The 15,721-nt window shown below is 59.8% G+C and carries 12 protein-coding genes and 1 tRNA gene; all 13 read left to right on the forward strand.

The window, feature by feature from the left end; translation table 11 throughout:
• The first annotated feature begins 57 nt into the window (after positions 1 to 57).
• On the forward strand, positions 58 to 627 hold the full coding sequence (gene petA, locus GRI97_RS13955; RefSeq protein WP_202392776.1) for a ubiquinol-cytochrome c reductase iron-sulfur subunit: 570 nt from the start codon (positions 58 to 60) through the stop codon (positions 625 to 627).
• 17 nt (positions 628 to 644) lie between these two features.
• Positions 645 to 1,937: a cytochrome b gene (locus GRI97_RS13960; RefSeq protein ID WP_161391829.1), complete on the forward strand. Its 1,293-nt coding sequence runs from the start codon at positions 645 to 647 to the stop codon at positions 1,935 to 1,937.
• Positions 1,938 to 1,966: 29 nt separating this feature from the next.
• Complete coding sequence (locus GRI97_RS13965) at positions 1,967 to 2,818, forward strand: cytochrome c1 (protein WP_161391830.1); 852 nt, start codon at positions 1,967 to 1,969, stop codon at positions 2,816 to 2,818.
• Positions 2,819 to 2,865: 47 nt separating this feature from the next.
• Positions 2,866 to 3,402, forward strand: a complete 537-nt coding sequence (locus GRI97_RS13970; protein WP_161391831.1) for an adenine phosphoribosyltransferase — start codon at positions 2,866 to 2,868, stop codon at positions 3,400 to 3,402.
• 102 nt (positions 3,403 to 3,504) lie between these two features.
• Positions 3,505 to 3,578: transfer RNA gene (locus GRI97_RS13975), tRNA-Gly, on the forward strand.
• 339 nt (positions 3,579 to 3,917) lie between these two features.
• On the forward strand, positions 3,918 to 4,802 hold the full coding sequence (locus GRI97_RS13980; RefSeq protein ID WP_161391832.1) for a bestrophin family protein: 885 nt from the start codon (positions 3,918 to 3,920) through the stop codon (positions 4,800 to 4,802).
• Positions 4,803 to 5,141: 339 nt separating this feature from the next.
• The gene (locus tag GRI97_RS13985) at positions 5,142 to 7,361 is read left to right on the forward strand and encodes a putative bifunctional diguanylate cyclase/phosphodiesterase (protein WP_161391833.1); all 2,220 of its coding nucleotides are present in this window, start codon (positions 5,142 to 5,144) and stop codon (positions 7,359 to 7,361) included.
• 297 nt (positions 7,362 to 7,658) lie between these two features.
• Entirely contained in the window at positions 7,659 to 9,629 is a 1,971-nt protein-coding gene (locus tag GRI97_RS13990) for a TonB-dependent receptor plug domain-containing protein (RefSeq protein ID WP_161391834.1), read from the forward strand.
• Positions 9,630 to 9,631: 2 nt separating this feature from the next.
• On the forward strand, positions 9,632 to 11,182 hold the full coding sequence (locus GRI97_RS13995) for a PepSY domain-containing protein (protein WP_161391835.1): 1,551 nt from the start codon (positions 9,632 to 9,634) through the stop codon (positions 11,180 to 11,182).
• 557 nt (positions 11,183 to 11,739) lie between these two features.
• Positions 11,740 to 12,297: a hypothetical protein gene (locus tag GRI97_RS14000; protein ID WP_161391836.1), complete on the forward strand. Its 558-nt coding sequence runs from the start codon at positions 11,740 to 11,742 to the stop codon at positions 12,295 to 12,297.
• Between the two features lies 1 nt (position 12,298).
• Entirely contained in the window at positions 12,299 to 12,700 is a 402-nt protein-coding gene (locus tag GRI97_RS14005; protein WP_161391837.1) for a hypothetical protein, read from the forward strand.
• A 305-nt stretch (positions 12,701 to 13,005) separates the two neighbouring features.
• Positions 13,006 to 14,022: a HamA C-terminal domain-containing protein gene (locus GRI97_RS14010; protein WP_161391838.1), complete on the forward strand. Its 1,017-nt coding sequence runs from the start codon at positions 13,006 to 13,008 to the stop codon at positions 14,020 to 14,022.
• Complete coding sequence (locus tag GRI97_RS14015; RefSeq protein ID WP_161391839.1) at positions 14,019 to 15,581, forward strand: DEAD/DEAH box helicase; 1,563 nt, start codon at positions 14,019 to 14,021, stop codon at positions 15,579 to 15,581. Before GRI97_RS14010 ends, GRI97_RS14015 begins: the two co-directional genes overlap by 4 nt.
• Positions 15,582 to 15,721: the final 140 nt, after the last annotated feature.

The raw sequence follows: 15,721 nt of genomic DNA on the forward strand, positions 1-15,721 counted from the left end.
CTTCGGCTTCGTGCAGGGCATTTATTGCTCCGCGTAGCCCGCAGGCAAGGCAAGGCAATGGCAACCACGACAGGCACCGCGGAACCCGAAGCGCTGGCTGAAGGGGAAGGCGTGCGTCGGCGCGACTTCATCAACATCGCGGCAGTAAGTGCAGCAGGCATTGGTGGCGTCGCCACGCTTGTTCCGCTGATCAGCCAGATGGCCCCTTCGAAGGACGTTCTGGCGGAATCCACCACAGAGCTGGATCTTTCGGCAATCGAACCCGGGCAGGCGATCAAGGCGGTTTTCCGCAAGCAGCCCGTATTTGTGCGCAATCTGACCCCGAAGGAAATTCAGGAGGCCAATGCGGTCCCGGTTTCCTCGCTGCGCGATCCGCAGACTCTGGCTGAACGCACCAAGGAAGGCCATGAAAACTGGCTGGTGACAATGGGTGTCTGCACCCATCTGGGCTGCGTGCCGCTGGGCGCGGGCGAAGGCGAAAACCGCGGTGAATTCGGCGGCTATTTTTGCCCCTGCCACGGTTCGCATTACGATACGGCCGCGCGCATCCGGAAAGGTCCGGCGCCGACCAATCTCGTGGTTCCCGATTATACATTCAACTCCGATACCGTCATCGTGATCGGCTGAGGCGAGAGAGACGCACAATGAGCTTCCCCTGGGCCAAGCATTACGAACCCAAAGCGCCGCTGATGCGCTGGCTGGACGAAAAACTGCCGCTGCCGCGGCTGGTCTATAATTCGATCGGCGCTGGCTATCCGGTGCCGCGCAATCTGAACTACGCATGGAATTTCGGCGTTCTGGCCGGTTTCTGCCTGGTTCTGCAGATCGTCACCGGCGTGATTCTGGCGATGCATTATGCCGCCAATGCTGGTGTGGCGTTCGATTCCGTCGAACACATCATGCGCGATGTGAACTGGGGCTGGCTGCTGCGTTATGCGCACGCCAACGGCGCCAGCTTCTTCTTCGTGGTGATCTACATCCACATCTTCCGCGGGTTCTTCTATTCGTCCTACAAGGCGCCGCGCGAAATGGTGTGGCTGCTGGGCGTGGTGATCTTCCTGCTGATGATGGCCACCGCCTTCATGGGCTATGTGCTTCCCTGGGGCCAGATGAGCTTCTGGGGTGCCAAGGTGATCACCGGCCTGTTCGGCGCGATTCCGCTGGTCGGCGAATCGATCCAGGTGTGGCTGCTGGGCGGCTATGCGCCTGACAATGCCGCGCTGAATCGCTTCTTCAGCCTGCACTTCCTGCTGCCCTTCGTGATTGCCGGTGTTGTCATCCTGCACATCTGGGCGCTGCACATCCCCGGTTCGTCCAACCCGACCGGCGTGGAAGTGAAGAGCGAAAGCGACACCATCCCGTTCCACCCGTATTACACCGCCAAGGATGGTTTCGGGCTGGGCGTGGCGCTGATCCTGTACTTCACCTTCGTGTTCTACCTGCCGAACGCGCTGGGCCATGCCGATAATTACATCCCGGCAAACCCGCTTTCGACCCCGGCGCACATCGTTCCGGAATGGTACTTCTGGCCGTTCTACGCGATCCTGCGTGCCTTCACCGCAGACTTCATCCTGCCGGCGAAGCTGTGGGGCGTGCTGGCCATGTTCGCCGCGATCCTGGTGTGGTTCTTCCTGCCCTGGCTGGACAAGTCGCCGGTGCGTTCGGGCCATTACCGCCCGCTGTTCCGGAAGTTCTTCTGGTTTGGCCTGATCCCGGCGATGTTGGTGTTGTTCTATTGCGGCGGCGCCGCAGCGGAAGAACCCTATGTCATGATCAGCCAGATCGCGACCGCCTACTACTTCCTGCACTTCCTCGTGATTCTTCCGATCATTTCCTCGATCGAGAAGCCGGAGCCGCTGCCTTTCTCGATCACCGAGGCTGTGCTGGGCACCGACACGCAGGCTGTGTTGAGCGACAACACGACGCCGGCCAATTGAGCGCGCTGGACTAAGGAAAGACGCAAGCAATGACCCGGCTAATTGGGATCCTCGTCGGCCTCGGCTTCACATTCGTGGTGCTGCTGGCATTCGTGATGGGCGCCTTCACATGGGCGACAGAAGAAGTGGCAGAAACGGCTGAGCACGCCTTCCACAAGCCCGCCGAACCGCTGAAACTGGCCAGCAATGGCCCGTTCGGCAAGTTTGACCGTCAGCAGTTGCAGCGCGGCTATCAGGTGTACAAGGAAGTGTGCGCCGCTTGCCATTCGATGCATCTGCTGTCGTTCCGCAACCTGACCGAAATCGGTTACTCGGAAGCCCAGGTGAAGGCGGAAGCTGCCAGCTGGACCGTTCCGGGCATCGATCCGAACACGGGTGAAGCCAACACGCGTCCGGGTATCCCGACGGATCGCTTTCCTTCGCCCTATCCGAACGAGACGGCGGCACGTGCAGCGAACAACAACGCCAACCCGCCGGATCTGTCGCTGATCACCAAGGCGCGTCCGCATGGTCCGGAATATCTGCACTCGCTGCTGACGGGCTATCAGGAACAGCCGGCAGAACTGCTGGAAAAGTTCCCGGAAGCGAAGACCGGCGTGGGGCTGTACTACAACCCCTATTTCGCGAACCTCAACATCGCGATGCCGCCGCCGCTGTCGACCGATGGTCAGGTAACCTATGCCGACGGTACCGAAGCGACGATCAACCAGATGTCGACCGACGTGACCGCATTCCTGGTGTGGACCGCCGAACCGACGCTGGAAAAGCGCAATCAGACTGGCTGGCCGGTGCTCGGCTTCCTGATCTTCGCCACCGTGCTGGCATGGTTCGCGAAGAAGCAGGTCTGGGCCGATCTGAAGCCTCGCAAGCAGAAAACCTGATGGAAGACCCCCTGTACAGGGGGCCCCAACCGAGCGGCGGGGGTCTGATGACCCCCGCCGAACTCGTGTCTGTGATCCGGACCATTCCGGATTTTCCCAAGCCCGGGATCGTCTTCCGCGATATCACCACGCTGATTGCCAATGGCCCGGCGCTGTCGGCCACCATTGCCCATCTCGCGGCGCTTGCCGGACGGATCGGCGTCGAAACCATCGCTGCGGTAGAGGCGCGAGGATTCATCATCGGCGCCGCACTGGCCAATCAACTCTGTTGTGGGCTGATCCCTTTGCGCAAGCCAGGCAAATTGCCGGTTCCCACGGTCGGGGTCGATTATTCTCTCGAATATGGAACGGCCAGGCTGGAACTTGACCCCGGCATGATGAGGCCGGGGCAGCGGGTGCTGCTGGTTGATGATCTGATCGCCACCGGTGGCACTGCCCTGGCAGGCCTCGAACTGCTGCGCGGCACAGGGGCGAGCGTCGATCACGCATTGTTTGTCGTGGATTTGCCGGATCTCGGCGGCGCCGATGCGCTGCGCCATGCCGGCGTAGAGGTGGCTTCGCTGATGAGCTTCCCTGGCCACTGACTCGCTTGTTGTGGCGCGGCAGGCCGGCAGGCCGCAACAAAGCTTGACGGAACAGTATTTCCGATGGCAAGCGGGCCGCTCACCACCATGCGCGGTTGTCTCGCGGGTATAGCTTAGTGGTAAAGCTCCAGCCTTCCAAGCTGGCTATGCGGGTTCGATTCCCGCTACCCGCTCCAGACATTCTTCCGATTCTCTAATATTTTTTCGCTGCTTGCGGATCCATGGGGTGGAATGCCGGATTCCTGGAACGGCTGCTTCAGCGAGAGGTTGTCGGGGGCAACCTCCGTGCATCCCTGAGGCATCTCCATTGAGCCCATCGAGCCAGTACCCACGCCGTCAGCGGCAGAGGAGATCCCTGACGATAGAGTGGCAAGATGGTGGTAGCGTCGAACGCACATGCCCCTTCCGCATGGCTGTATAACCGATCGCACATTCCATAGACACCAAAATGGACTGATCTGCGGCTTCGCGCCCAGTCACCACTCACCACTCGACCAGCATCAACAGGTAATGACATGATCATCGACAGAATGCCGCGCGTCAGCCAGATCGTGCGTGAGGTGTGGAAACCGTTGCTGATCCTGGCAATCTGGGACGTGGCGGTCACGGTGGTCTATTACGTGCTGCCCTTCAAGGCACCATCCCTGCCGCTTACCCTGTTCGGCTCGGCGCTGGCCCTGTTTCTCGGATTTCGCAGCAATTCGGCCTATCAGCGATGGTGGGAAGGCCGGGTACTGTGGGGATCCATGATCAATGCCTCGCGCAATCTTGCCCGCGCCGTGCGCAATTTCCTCTCTGCGCCGGATTCGGCGGAACTGCAGCGAGAGATCATCCTGCGCCAGATCGCCTATGTGAATGCGCTGCGCTGCCAGTTGCGGCGCACGAACGTAGCCGAAGAGGTGCTGCGCGTCCTTCCCGCTGCAGATGCACGCTCGGCGCTCGCTCGCACGAATGTCGCCAACGGTCTGCTTGATGGTACTGGCCGGCGGGTGGAACAAGCGCGCGCCCGTGGATGGCTCGATACGATTCAGCAAAGCCAGATCGAAAGCGTGCTGATCGATATCTCCAATGCGCAGGGTGGGATGGAGCGGCTCAAGAACACGCCCTTGCCAAACCAGTATCGCTTCTTTCCGACCCTGTTCACGCATGTGTTCTGCATTTTCCTGCCGATTGGGCTGGTCGAAACGCTGGGTTATGCGACCCCGCTCGGCTCGACCATTGCCGGCCTGATGTTCCTTGCCGTGCTCGCGATCGGTGACGATCTGGTCGATCCCTTCGCCAACACCGTGCACGACGTGTGCGTGAGCGCGATGTGCCGTACAATCGAAATCGATTTGCTGCAGGCGATCGGTGAGCCAGCTCCGGAGCCGCTGACACCCGTGAAAGGGGTGCTGTGGTGACAGGATCAGGCAAGGGGGCATTCGCACCAGGGCACTGACCCGTAGCCTCTCCGATTCGCGAGTGTGTGGGTCTTCAGCTTCTACTCAGCCTGATTGGGCGCTCCGTTAACTGCCAGTCGGGTGATTTGTGGGCTGCAATCTGCAGATTCGGCTCAAAACCTGCTTTTTCCTGTGCGCCAGCCGCAGTTCAATGCCCCTTGGAGAGGGTCATTGTTAACCAATTGGCCCTAAAAATTTTACAAATGGGCGTACAGGTGGATTGAAATGAGCGCGGCACTGGCGCGATTCGACAGGTTGGCGGGCTGGTTACTCGGCTCCCGGACGGAAGTGTCCGGGGCGATGGCCGTCCGTTTGCAAAACGGTCTGTTCGCTTCGGTACCGATCTTCATCGGCGGGATCGTCAACACCTCTGTCGTGGCAGCCATCGCCGCCGCACGCCAGCCCAGCGCAGCCTTCATCGGCTGGCTGATTTTTGAACTTCTGCTTGGTGTCATCCGCATCACCGTCCAGCTCCACGGGCGCCGGGCGATCGCGGCGGGGGCACATCCGCCGCGTCTGCTGGCGGCACTGCTGTCCTGCGTCTGGGCGGGGTCGCTGGGGGTGGGCACCTTCCTTTGCATCACCAGCGGCGATTGGGTGCTGGCCACGATCGCGTGCCTTTCGGCTGCAGCCATGGTCAGCGGCATGTGCCTGCGCAATTTCGGCACACCCAGGCTCTCGGCAGCGATGGTGCTGCTGGCGCTGGTGCCCTGCATGATCGCAGGGCTGCTGACTCAGGAACCGGCGGTTCCGATCATCAGTGCGCAATTGCCGATCTTCATGCTGACGATCCTGTCAGCCTCTTTCGCCCTGCACAAGATGCTGGTGTCGTGGATGTCGACCACCAACGAGCTGGAACGCAGCGAATCGCTCAATGAAACCATTCTGCGGTCCAGCCCGGACTACATCCTGATTCTCGACCGTGATTATGAGGTGGTATACTGCAACCGTCCCGACGGCATGTGGGCAGAACCGTTCGCGCCAGTGGGGCAGAACTGGCTGTCGATGCTTGCGGAAGCGGATCGCCCCCTGGCCACGCGTGCGCTGGAAATCGCCGGAGCGGAACAACCGGCCAATATCGGTATCCACCGGCTGAACAGTGTCGGCGAACGGCGCTGGCTCGACATTGCCGTCAACCGAACCTCGGATGCTTCCGGCCGCTTCATCGTCGTGGCGAGGGACATTACCCACCAGAAGCGGACCGAAGAAAAGGCGCTGTGGATGGCGCAGCATGACGCGCTGACGGGCCTGCCCAATCGCACGGTGCTGCAGGCGCGGCTCGATGCGCTGCTGGCGGATGAGGGGCGGCGCGATGGCCATGCGATGCTGATCCTGGATGTGGACCACTTCAAATCGGTCAATGATACCTTGGGCCATGATGCCGGCGACAAGATGCTGTGCATTCTTGCCCAGCGACTGGGCGATGTTCTCGAAGAACAGGATCTGGTCACGCGTACGGGCGGGGACGAGTTTGCCCTGGTCATTGCCGCCCCTTGCGAGGCGGCGGTCGAGGAACTGACCGAACGCATCTTCGACCGGTTGCGCGAACCTGTCAGCCATGGTGACCGGCTGCTGGATTGCAGCGTCAGCATCGGCGCCAGCCTGCTTCCCGCGTCGGGTGGTTCGCGGTCCGAAGTGATGAAGGCCGCCGACATTGCGCTTTACGCGGCCAAGGCGGCCGGGCGCGGCCAGTTGCGCATCTTCGAGCCGCAGATGATGCTGGATGTCGAACAGCACCAGACGAAGATGACCGCCGCCCGTCAGGCGCTGAAGCGGGACGCGATCGAGCCTCATTATCAGCCCAAGGTTGCCTTGGGTTCGTCTCGCATCGTCGGCTTCGAAGCCCTGCTGCGCTGGCGGGATCGCAATGGCCGGCTGTGCGGGCCTGACGGAATCCTGCCCGCCTTCGAGGATCCGTCTCTCGGAGAGGCGCTGAGCGAGATGATGCTGCGCAAGGTGCTCGACGATATCGTCAGCTGGCGCAGCGCCGGGGTCGAATTCGAACATGTGGCGATCAATGTGGCGGGGGGCGATTTCCGTCGTGGCGGCTTTGTCGAAACCATTCCTGATCAACTGCTAGCCCGATCGCTGCCGTCCACCTGCCTGCAGATCGAAGTGACCGAAAACGTCTTCCTCGGCCAATGCGCGCAGGAAGTGGAACAGACCCTGCGCAAGCTCAGCAACCATGGCGTGCGCATTGCGCTGGATGATTTCGGCACGGGCTATGCCTCGCTGTCCCACCTCAACCAGTTCCCGGTCGACTTGCTGAAGATCGACCGCTCCTTCACCGAAAAGCTCGGCAGCAGCCCCGATGCAGAAGCGATTGCCGCCACCGTCATCAACCTGGGCCATTGCTTCGGGATGGAAGTCGTCGCCGAAGGGGTCGAAACGCCCGGTCAGGAAGCGATTCTGCTCGGCATGGGATGCGACACCGGCCAGGGCTATCTCTATGCACCGGCCATGCCCGCCGACGATGTTCCAGCCGCGCTGGCCGAACAGGATGATGCGCTGAGGGCGTGAATTCCTTATCTACCTGAAAACTCCCGATCTTCCGGCGGTGTAACGCCCGGTAACGGTAACGTTTCGAACGATTACCGTAATTAACCTACCCGCACCCCGTGACCCACGCCATTCATCTGCGTGGAGCTTCAGCTGAACATTGGCGAGACTGCACCGATCGGCACCCTGTGCGATGCGATCGGTCATCATCACCCCATGTCGGCTGATCAGCAGGGATATTCCATTCCCGATGGGAATGTGGAGCACGGGGAAAATATGGCATTTCGGACAATTGCAGGGCTCGTTTCACTGACAGCCATGAGCTGGGCCAATGTGGCGCTGGCGGACGATATCACGGCGAACACCGCCGATGCGGTGGCCGCAGCTGAAGAGGCTGCGGATGATGCCGATGATGATCAGCAGCGCCGCACCCAGGATGGCGATGAAATCGTCGTCACGGCCGCCAGCCTGGAAGAAACCCTGCCGCAGGAACTGTCGCGCTATGGCTACAAGGTGGAGGTGATCGAGGAAGAAACGATCCGCAACCGTGGCTATATCGACATCGCCCAGGCGCTCGACATGGAAGTGCCGGGCCTCACGGTGCTGAGCCAGGCCGGCCCGTTCAGCTATGCCAATATCTCGCTGCAGGGTTCGCGCAACAGCGACGTCTTGTGGACCATCGATGGCGTGCGCATCGGCAACCGCCTCTACAATTCCACCAGCCCGGCCGACACGCTGCCCGCGGCAATGGTGCAGCAGGTGGAAGTGCTCAAGGGCGGGCATGGCCTGTTCTACGGCACCCAGGCGCTGGCCGGCGTGATCAATCTGGTCACCCACCGCTTCGATGATGAAACCAGCGGGGATTTCACCGTCGGAACCAGCACCAATGTCGGCTATCGGGCCGAAGGCCGGGTCAATCTGGCCGTCGGCGATCACCGCTTCATGGTCTGGGGCGTGAAGGATCAGGGCGAAGGCTTCGCCATCTTCGACAAATACAACGATACGGTGACCGATCGCGAACGGTCCTACGACGTGCTCAGCGCCGGCATCAAATATGGCTATGAGTTCACGCCCGATCTCAGCGTGCTGCTGCATTACATGCGCACCTGGGCCGATCTGGATAACCAGTCCGTTTCCGCGCAGAACGTCAATATGCGCGATCAGCAGATTGCCATCGGCCGCATCGATTTCACCCCGTCCGAAGCGGCCAAGCTCTATCTGAAAACCTATTACCACCAATGGGATACGGATTACGGCCCGGCTGGCCGGGCGACCGCATATTGGGGCTTCAAGGATTTCGGCGTCAACGCGCTGGCGCAGCTGAAGCTGCATCCGGGTCTGGAATATCACATCGGCTATGAATACCAGACCTACAAGGGCCGGGACGAAGTGCTGCTGATCGATGGCCAGTCCGAACAGGTTCACGCCTTCTTCGGCCAGATCCGCACCAGCGATGATTTTTCCGATCGCCTGCGTCTGGCCGCCGGCCTGCGCCACAATGAACAGTCCGATTCCAGCTCCACCGTGTGGAACGCCTCGGGCAGCTTCGTCCTGTCGCCCGCGCTGCAGCTGGATGCCTCCGTCGGCACATCGTTCCTGCTGCCCGATGCAGAGCAATTGTACGGCATCGATACCTGCTGCACACATGGCAATCCCAATCTGAAGCCGGAAGAAAGCTTCGCCATCAATCTGGGCGCCAGCGGCCGGATCGGCGGCTTCCGCTGGAGCCTGGCGGGCTGGGATCGCAAGATCGAAAACCTGATCGCCAGCAGCACCATCGGCGCGCCCGAAGGCTTCAATTCGATTTTCGTGAACGTGCCGGGCCAGGTGAAGGCGCGCGGTTTCGAAGCGCTGGTGGCGGCCCAGCTGCCCGCCGGTTTCGATGCCATGGTCACCTACACCTATAGTGAGGAAATCGCCCGCAATACCAACACCCAGATCCAGGGCAGGCCGAAGCATTCGGGCAAGGCGGCACTGAACTGGTCGCCCGAAGACGCGCCCTATGGCGCCAGCCTGACCGCCAAATATTTCGGCCGGACGGAAAACACGCTGACGGGGCTGGGCCTGCGCGAATGGGGCGATTTCATCGTCGCCGATCTGTCGGCCCATTCCTTCCTCGATGATGATCAGCGCTGGCGCGCCACCGTGCGGCTGGAAAACGTCTTTGATCAGGATGCCGCGCGCGGCCTCAGCTCCGCACTGATCAATGGCGAACGCAGCCTGGTGCGCCGCCTGGGCGCCCCGCGCACCTTCTATCTCACCATCAGCCACAGCTTCGGCGCGCGCTGATCATGAAGTCGGCGCTTTCCCGCGGCATATTGGTGCTGCACCGCTACACGGGCGTCCTCGTCGGCGTGCTGATGACGGTGTGGTGCCTGTCCGGCTTCGTGATGATGTATCAGGAAATGCCGGGCGTTACGGAGGAGGAAGCGCTGGCCAGCCTGGCGCCGGTCGATCTGTCGGCGCCGCTGGCGCTGGATGCGCTGCCCTTTGCCGACACGGATGAGATCGGCGGATTCCGGATCGACATGCTGGAAGGCCGGCCCGTGCTGCGCCTTGGCGGCGGCCGTGGTGGTCGTGGGGGCGGCCGGCGGGGCGGGGGTGGCCCCGCCGGCAATTTCGATCTGATCAGCGGCACCGAACTGGCGGAACTCACCCCGCAACAGCTGGCTGATGTCGCGCGGCGGTTCGCGGCGGCGAAGGGTATCACCCCGGCGGCCGAATTGCGCCCCGTGCTGATGCAGGAACAGGATCAGTGGACGCTGCAGGCCTTCCGTTCTGCGCAGCCGCTCTATCGCGTCGATCTGGGCGATGCCGCCGATACGGTGGTCTATGTCTCCGCTGCCAGCGGCAGTGTGGCGATGGATACCAACCGCAACGAACGGATTCTCGCCTGGCTGGGCGCCATTCCGCACTGGCTCTATCCCACGGTGCTGCGGCAGGATGGCGAATTGTGGAGCCAGATCGTGATCTGGACTTCCGTCATCGGCACCTTCCTCACCATCACCGGCCTCTATGTCGGGATCGGCCGGATCAGCCGCAGGAAAGGCCGCATCTCACCCTACAAGGGGCTGTGGTACTGGCACCATATGGTCGGGCTGGTGTTCGGCATCCTGACCATGACCTGGGTGTTCAGCGGGCTGATGACCATGAGCCCCTGGGGCCTGCTGGAAGGGCCGCCCAACAGCTATCGTCAGGATATTGCGGGCAAGGCCACATGGGCCGATGTGCGCGGCTTCATCGAACAGGCCGGGCATCAGGGCCTGCCCGATGGCACAGCGCAGCTGCGCCCGGCGGTGCTGGGCGGGCGCCTGCATGTGCTGGCCCATGCGCCCGCTGCCGATCCCCTGCGGCTGGGTGCTGACGCACGCCCGGCCCCCCTGCAACGCGCCGAAGTCGATGCGGCGCTGGCCAACGCGCTCGGCAGCATGCCGCGCGGGGAAACCGAACTGTTCACCGGGGAAGATGCCTATCACTATGGCTTCAAGGATCGGCAGGCGCAGCCCGCCTATCGTGTGATGCTGCAGGATGATCAGCAGACGCGGATCTATCTGAACGCTGCCACGGGGGAAGTCGGGCGCGTGGTCGATGATGCGGCGCGCCAGTCCCGCTGGCTGCGCAACGGCCTCCACAGCCTGGATTTCATCCCCGGCCGCCCGCTGTGGGATGTGATCACCATCGTGCTGCTGATCGGGGTGACGCTGGTCTGCGCCACGGGCGCCTGGATGAGCTTTCGCCGCGTCGGCCGCGACGTGAAGATGCTGCGCCGCCGGCTGCGGCGCAAGCTCTCCGGCGATCCGCCCCGCCGGGCGCCGGTGGCGAGGCCTGAGCAGCAGGCTTGAGGCACTGCAGTGCCGCCCCTGGCCTGCGAACCAGCCCAAACGATGCCAGAGGCCTTCCGGCCATTGGGGCGGACGCATGATGTCTTACTAGCGTCAGAGTTTGCTCTGGAAAAGCACGTGATTACTGGCTGCATAGGCCGACGTCGGTTTCGACCAGAATGCAACATTCGCCGATCAAACTCAGAACAGTAGCTTCCGCCAGAACCAGGCATGCGCGCAGTCCAAACCCGAATGGCAACTGCGCTTCTCATATAAGCCGTTCGCTGGGCCTTCAAGAAGACCTGAGAGCTGCTGCTCAATGACCGATGGCGAAATCCACAGTTAGCCACAGCACTGGGAAGAGTGCTGTTGTCTGCAGTCATGTAATCAAGGTTCGACGCGCAGAAATCGGAGGAAAATTTCTAGGTGGATCCAACAGAAGATTGCCAGAACTCAGATCACAGGCATCAATATCACTGAATTGACTCCGCGTGCCAAGAACTTCCTTGTGTGGACGTCGCCTTGCAGTAAAATGTTGCGATTAGGGTGGGTGGATTATCTGGTTAATAGGGGGGGGCATGGACGTATCGACAACGATCAACCTATCTGCACCTGAGAGGGAGCGCATCCGTAACATCTTCGTTTGTGCGGATGATGCGGCGCTTGAGATAAAACTCGGCGAAGTGTCCCGAGCAGCCATCCAAGAGCACCTTGACATGTTTCTTGGTACGGGAGCCTTCACCAGAGGTAACGACTTTCGCGAGCATCGGCTCGCGATGCTTATCTTGCACACTTTCGGCGGTCGCATTCCCAGCGAGAGCGATGTATCGAAGATGTTTCAGTCTACTAGGACGGGTAGTCGGAGCCTTCTTCGCGCTACTATGTCGAAGTATCAAATACTTCTCGAGCGGGCTATGAAGGCTACGCTGCTCGCGCTTGTCAACGATGCCACTCCACAAGGTGCCGACTCACATCGGATCGTCTGCGATTCTCCAGCCTTTATCGAGCAGTTGAATCAGACGCTCGCGGCGCTGCCAAATCCGCATGCTCCGATATCGCCGATCGCGGCAGAGGTGGGGCGCTACACAGTGGACAATGCGGCGCGTGACGACCTGCTTTTGGCGTTACAGCCATAATATGTCAGATCCCCTCTCTGCTATCAGCTTACTGCTAACTATCTTCACTGTGGTTTTCGGCCTTTGGGAGCCGAAGGCTTCAGGCGCGCTTGCGATTAAGCCGCAGCGCTATCGAAAGAGCCGAAACGAGCAAGTTCGCCAAGTGGCGCAAGCGCGCAACTTGATGGCGGTTCTCTTGGCCGTCGCAGTTGTCGTGGGTGCCATCTTCTTACCGAGAGCGATTGGAATTGTTTGTAAAGCCGTTAGTAAGGGTGGAGAATATGACGATCTGAAGGTCGTCTTTCTAGTCGCCGAGGCTCTCCTTATAGCGCTATTTGTGGCCGTAGGTTGGTACGTTGTGCGCCTCTGGAGTTTTCACGCCAAGCTCGACGCTTCAGCCGACATCGATCCGGACACTGGCTAAAGCACTGGAAGCTAAGTGCCCCAGTCTCGGGCATCCATGCTGTTGCTCATGTCCACGATGGGGACTGTTCATTCAGATAGATATGGCCGCAGGGTTGTAAGCGATAAAAGTGCTGTGGTTTCAGCCAAAGCGGCACGGCGACCTGTTCGGTCACTGTGCCAGATGACATGGCCGAAGGTGATATGCTCGCTCAACTGAGGGCGCTGGGAAATGCCGGTCACGCGGCGATTGGTTCGCGCATTGCCGGCTGAAAAGCTGTAGATTTAAAGTTGGTGTTGACCTATTCTGCTTGAAAAGGGGTGGATTTGGCTAGTAATGATTTAACATCAGGCGAAGGAAAAACTGCCTCGGCGACAGACCAATTGGCTCTCGCTGGCGCGATGGCTGCGCTTTTGAAGGATCACTCGGGCCTCGGCATACGACTGAGAGATGTCCCGTTTGACTGGACTTCTGGAATGCACCGGCTCACTGGCAGCTTCCACTACATTACTTTCGCTGATGGCGTCCCCACAGTTGAGGAATTTGTTGAGTACCTTTACGACTGTCTAATCCCTTACTGCCTCCCAAAGAGCAAGATCCGGGATGCGCTACGGGGGATTGACCCCATTCTTGATTATCACCGTATCGTAAGGCTTGGTGATGATGCGAAGAGCTTGTTTATCAAAGCGAAGAACCAACTCGAATCTGGTGGGGAGCCGGGGGAGCTAATCCTTTACGCTTTATTAGAATGGGTGCTGAAGGCGCCGCGTTTAGTCTCAAAGATGTACCTGAAAACAAATAATAATATGCCCGTTCATGGTACCGATGGTATTCATCTTGGTTATGACGAGTCCAAGGATATGCTGACCATATATTTTGGAGAATCCAAAATATATCAAAGTTTCTCGTCAGCGGCTGACGCTGCGTTCACCTCCATGGCAGAGCTTTTGGCGAATAAGGGTCAGATCTCTCGTGAGATTGAAATCCTGAACAATCTTTCGGACCTCAACAGCTTGGAACCGGCGTTTCGGGCGAAGATCGCGGAATACATTAACCCGTACTCAACATCGCAACTGACACTGAAAAAACGTATTGTTCATGCATGCCTGTTGGGTTTTGAATACGCCGCCTACAACCGCATCCTCGCGCTTGAACCCGACAAAATCGCCTCGGCATTCGAGGAGAAGTACAAGAAGAGAATCGGTAGCGCCTGCCGTGTGATCGAACGTCACTACGGCAAGCGCCTACCAGTCACCACGAACCTGCATCTCTTCCTTCTGCCGTTTCCATCTCTCAAGATCTTCAGGGCGGCCTTCTATGAGAAGCTCGGAGTGACGGCATGAATTTCGTAGACCGGCTTTGTGAAACAATTAGCGGTGATCCGCGCTTCGCGGCCGACTATGAGGCCATACTGCGTCAATCGATTTTGAGCGGTGTGGGTTTTGCGGACGGCCATTTGCTTGAGGAGGAAGCCTTGCGGCGGCTTCTTCAAAGCGCTGCGATATTCGCGCAATCTGAAGAAGCGGAATGGCGGCAGCTGGCGTATCGCATCAGTGTCGGATCCCTAGCCTATACCGAAACTCTCGCAGGGATTATGGGGGCGTCGAGACTTATTTTGGCGCGTCTTGGAAATTACCCCGCAATCAAATTCGCGTTCAAAGAGGCATCGGAGCCACGGACGCTCACTGAGGGGGTCTTTTACGAGATCCTCGGCCGTCAGCTGGACAATACCGTGCGCATTGGCCAACGTAGCGCCGTCCTTACCGACATGCAGCGGGCGGTTTGGGAAGCGCTAACGTCTGGATCCTCTCTGGCGCTTTCAGCGCCCACCTCGGCAGGCAAGTCGTTCGTGTTCCTGGCGTATATCGAGCAGCTCAAGCGAACGCGTCCGAACGCAAACCTAGTCTATCTTGTGCCGAGTCGCGCCCTGATCAGCCAAGTTGCAACGGATTTGCGCGCAGCAAGCCTCGACAAGGCGTTCGAGGTGACGACGGTGCCGATGCCGGTAACGCCGACTGTCCTAGGCACGCCGATCTATGTGCTCACGCCCGAACGGCTCCAGGTTTTGTTTCATACGGCTCCTGAACTCAGCTTCGACGTAGCGATTGTCGATGAGGCGCATCTTATCGGTGAGGGCTCCCGGGGCGTGGTCTTACATTCGGTCTTGCAGGATCTGCAAAGACGTCTCCCCGACATGCAGTTCTTGTTCTCGTCCCCGCAAGTTCGGGAGCCGGCCGTCTTCGGCACAGTTGTCGGCCGCGAGAGCGTCAAGGTGTTGAAGACCAAAGACTCTCCCGTTGCCCAGAACATCATCCTGCTGAACCGCAGAGTGGGCGACGATAAGAAGATCGATATGCTACTGTGGCGGGACGGTGAGAAGACCCCGCTCGCTGAGATCGATGCCGCGATCCCGATCTACAATTCCCACGATGGGCTAGTGTATCTAAGTTGGGCTCTTGGAAACGCCTCGCAAAGCCTTGTGTACGCTGTCGGTCCTGCGGCATGCGAAGATATCGCATTCAAGATCAAAGAGCTGTCGCAAGATCCTGCGGTTGCCGAAGTGCTGCCTTCCTCCGGTCCCGACGAGCTGTCAGCCAAGATTCGCAAGGATCTTACTGCTTTTGCGAAAGAGGCGGTCCATCCGAGCTACGTGCTTGCTGAAACCGTGGAGAGCGGCGTCGGCTTTCACTACGGTCGCATCCCTCCGTTGTTAAGGAACGCGGTTGAAAGTGCATTTGCTGATGGGCATCTCGACTACATTGTCTGCACAAGCACACTGCTGCAGGGTGTTAATTTGCCCGCGCGCAACGTGTTCATGCAGAACCCCCATAAGGGGGAAGAGAACCCGATCGAACCCGTCGATTTCTGGAACCTTGCGGGACGTGCCGGTCGCCTCGGTTAGGACTTCCAAGGCAACGTCTTTCTTGTTGATTACGATGAATGGGAATCGAGCCCGCTCTCCGGGCCGAAGGATGAGCCTATTAAGCCGTCGCTTGAGGTCTCCCTGACCGATACGTCGGCCGAGTTGCTGGAGTACATAGC

The organism is Croceibacterium xixiisoli (genome assembly GCF_009827305.1).
Taxonomy (GTDB): Bacteria; Pseudomonadota; Alphaproteobacteria; order Sphingomonadales; family Sphingomonadaceae; genus Croceibacterium_C; species Croceibacterium_C xixiisoli.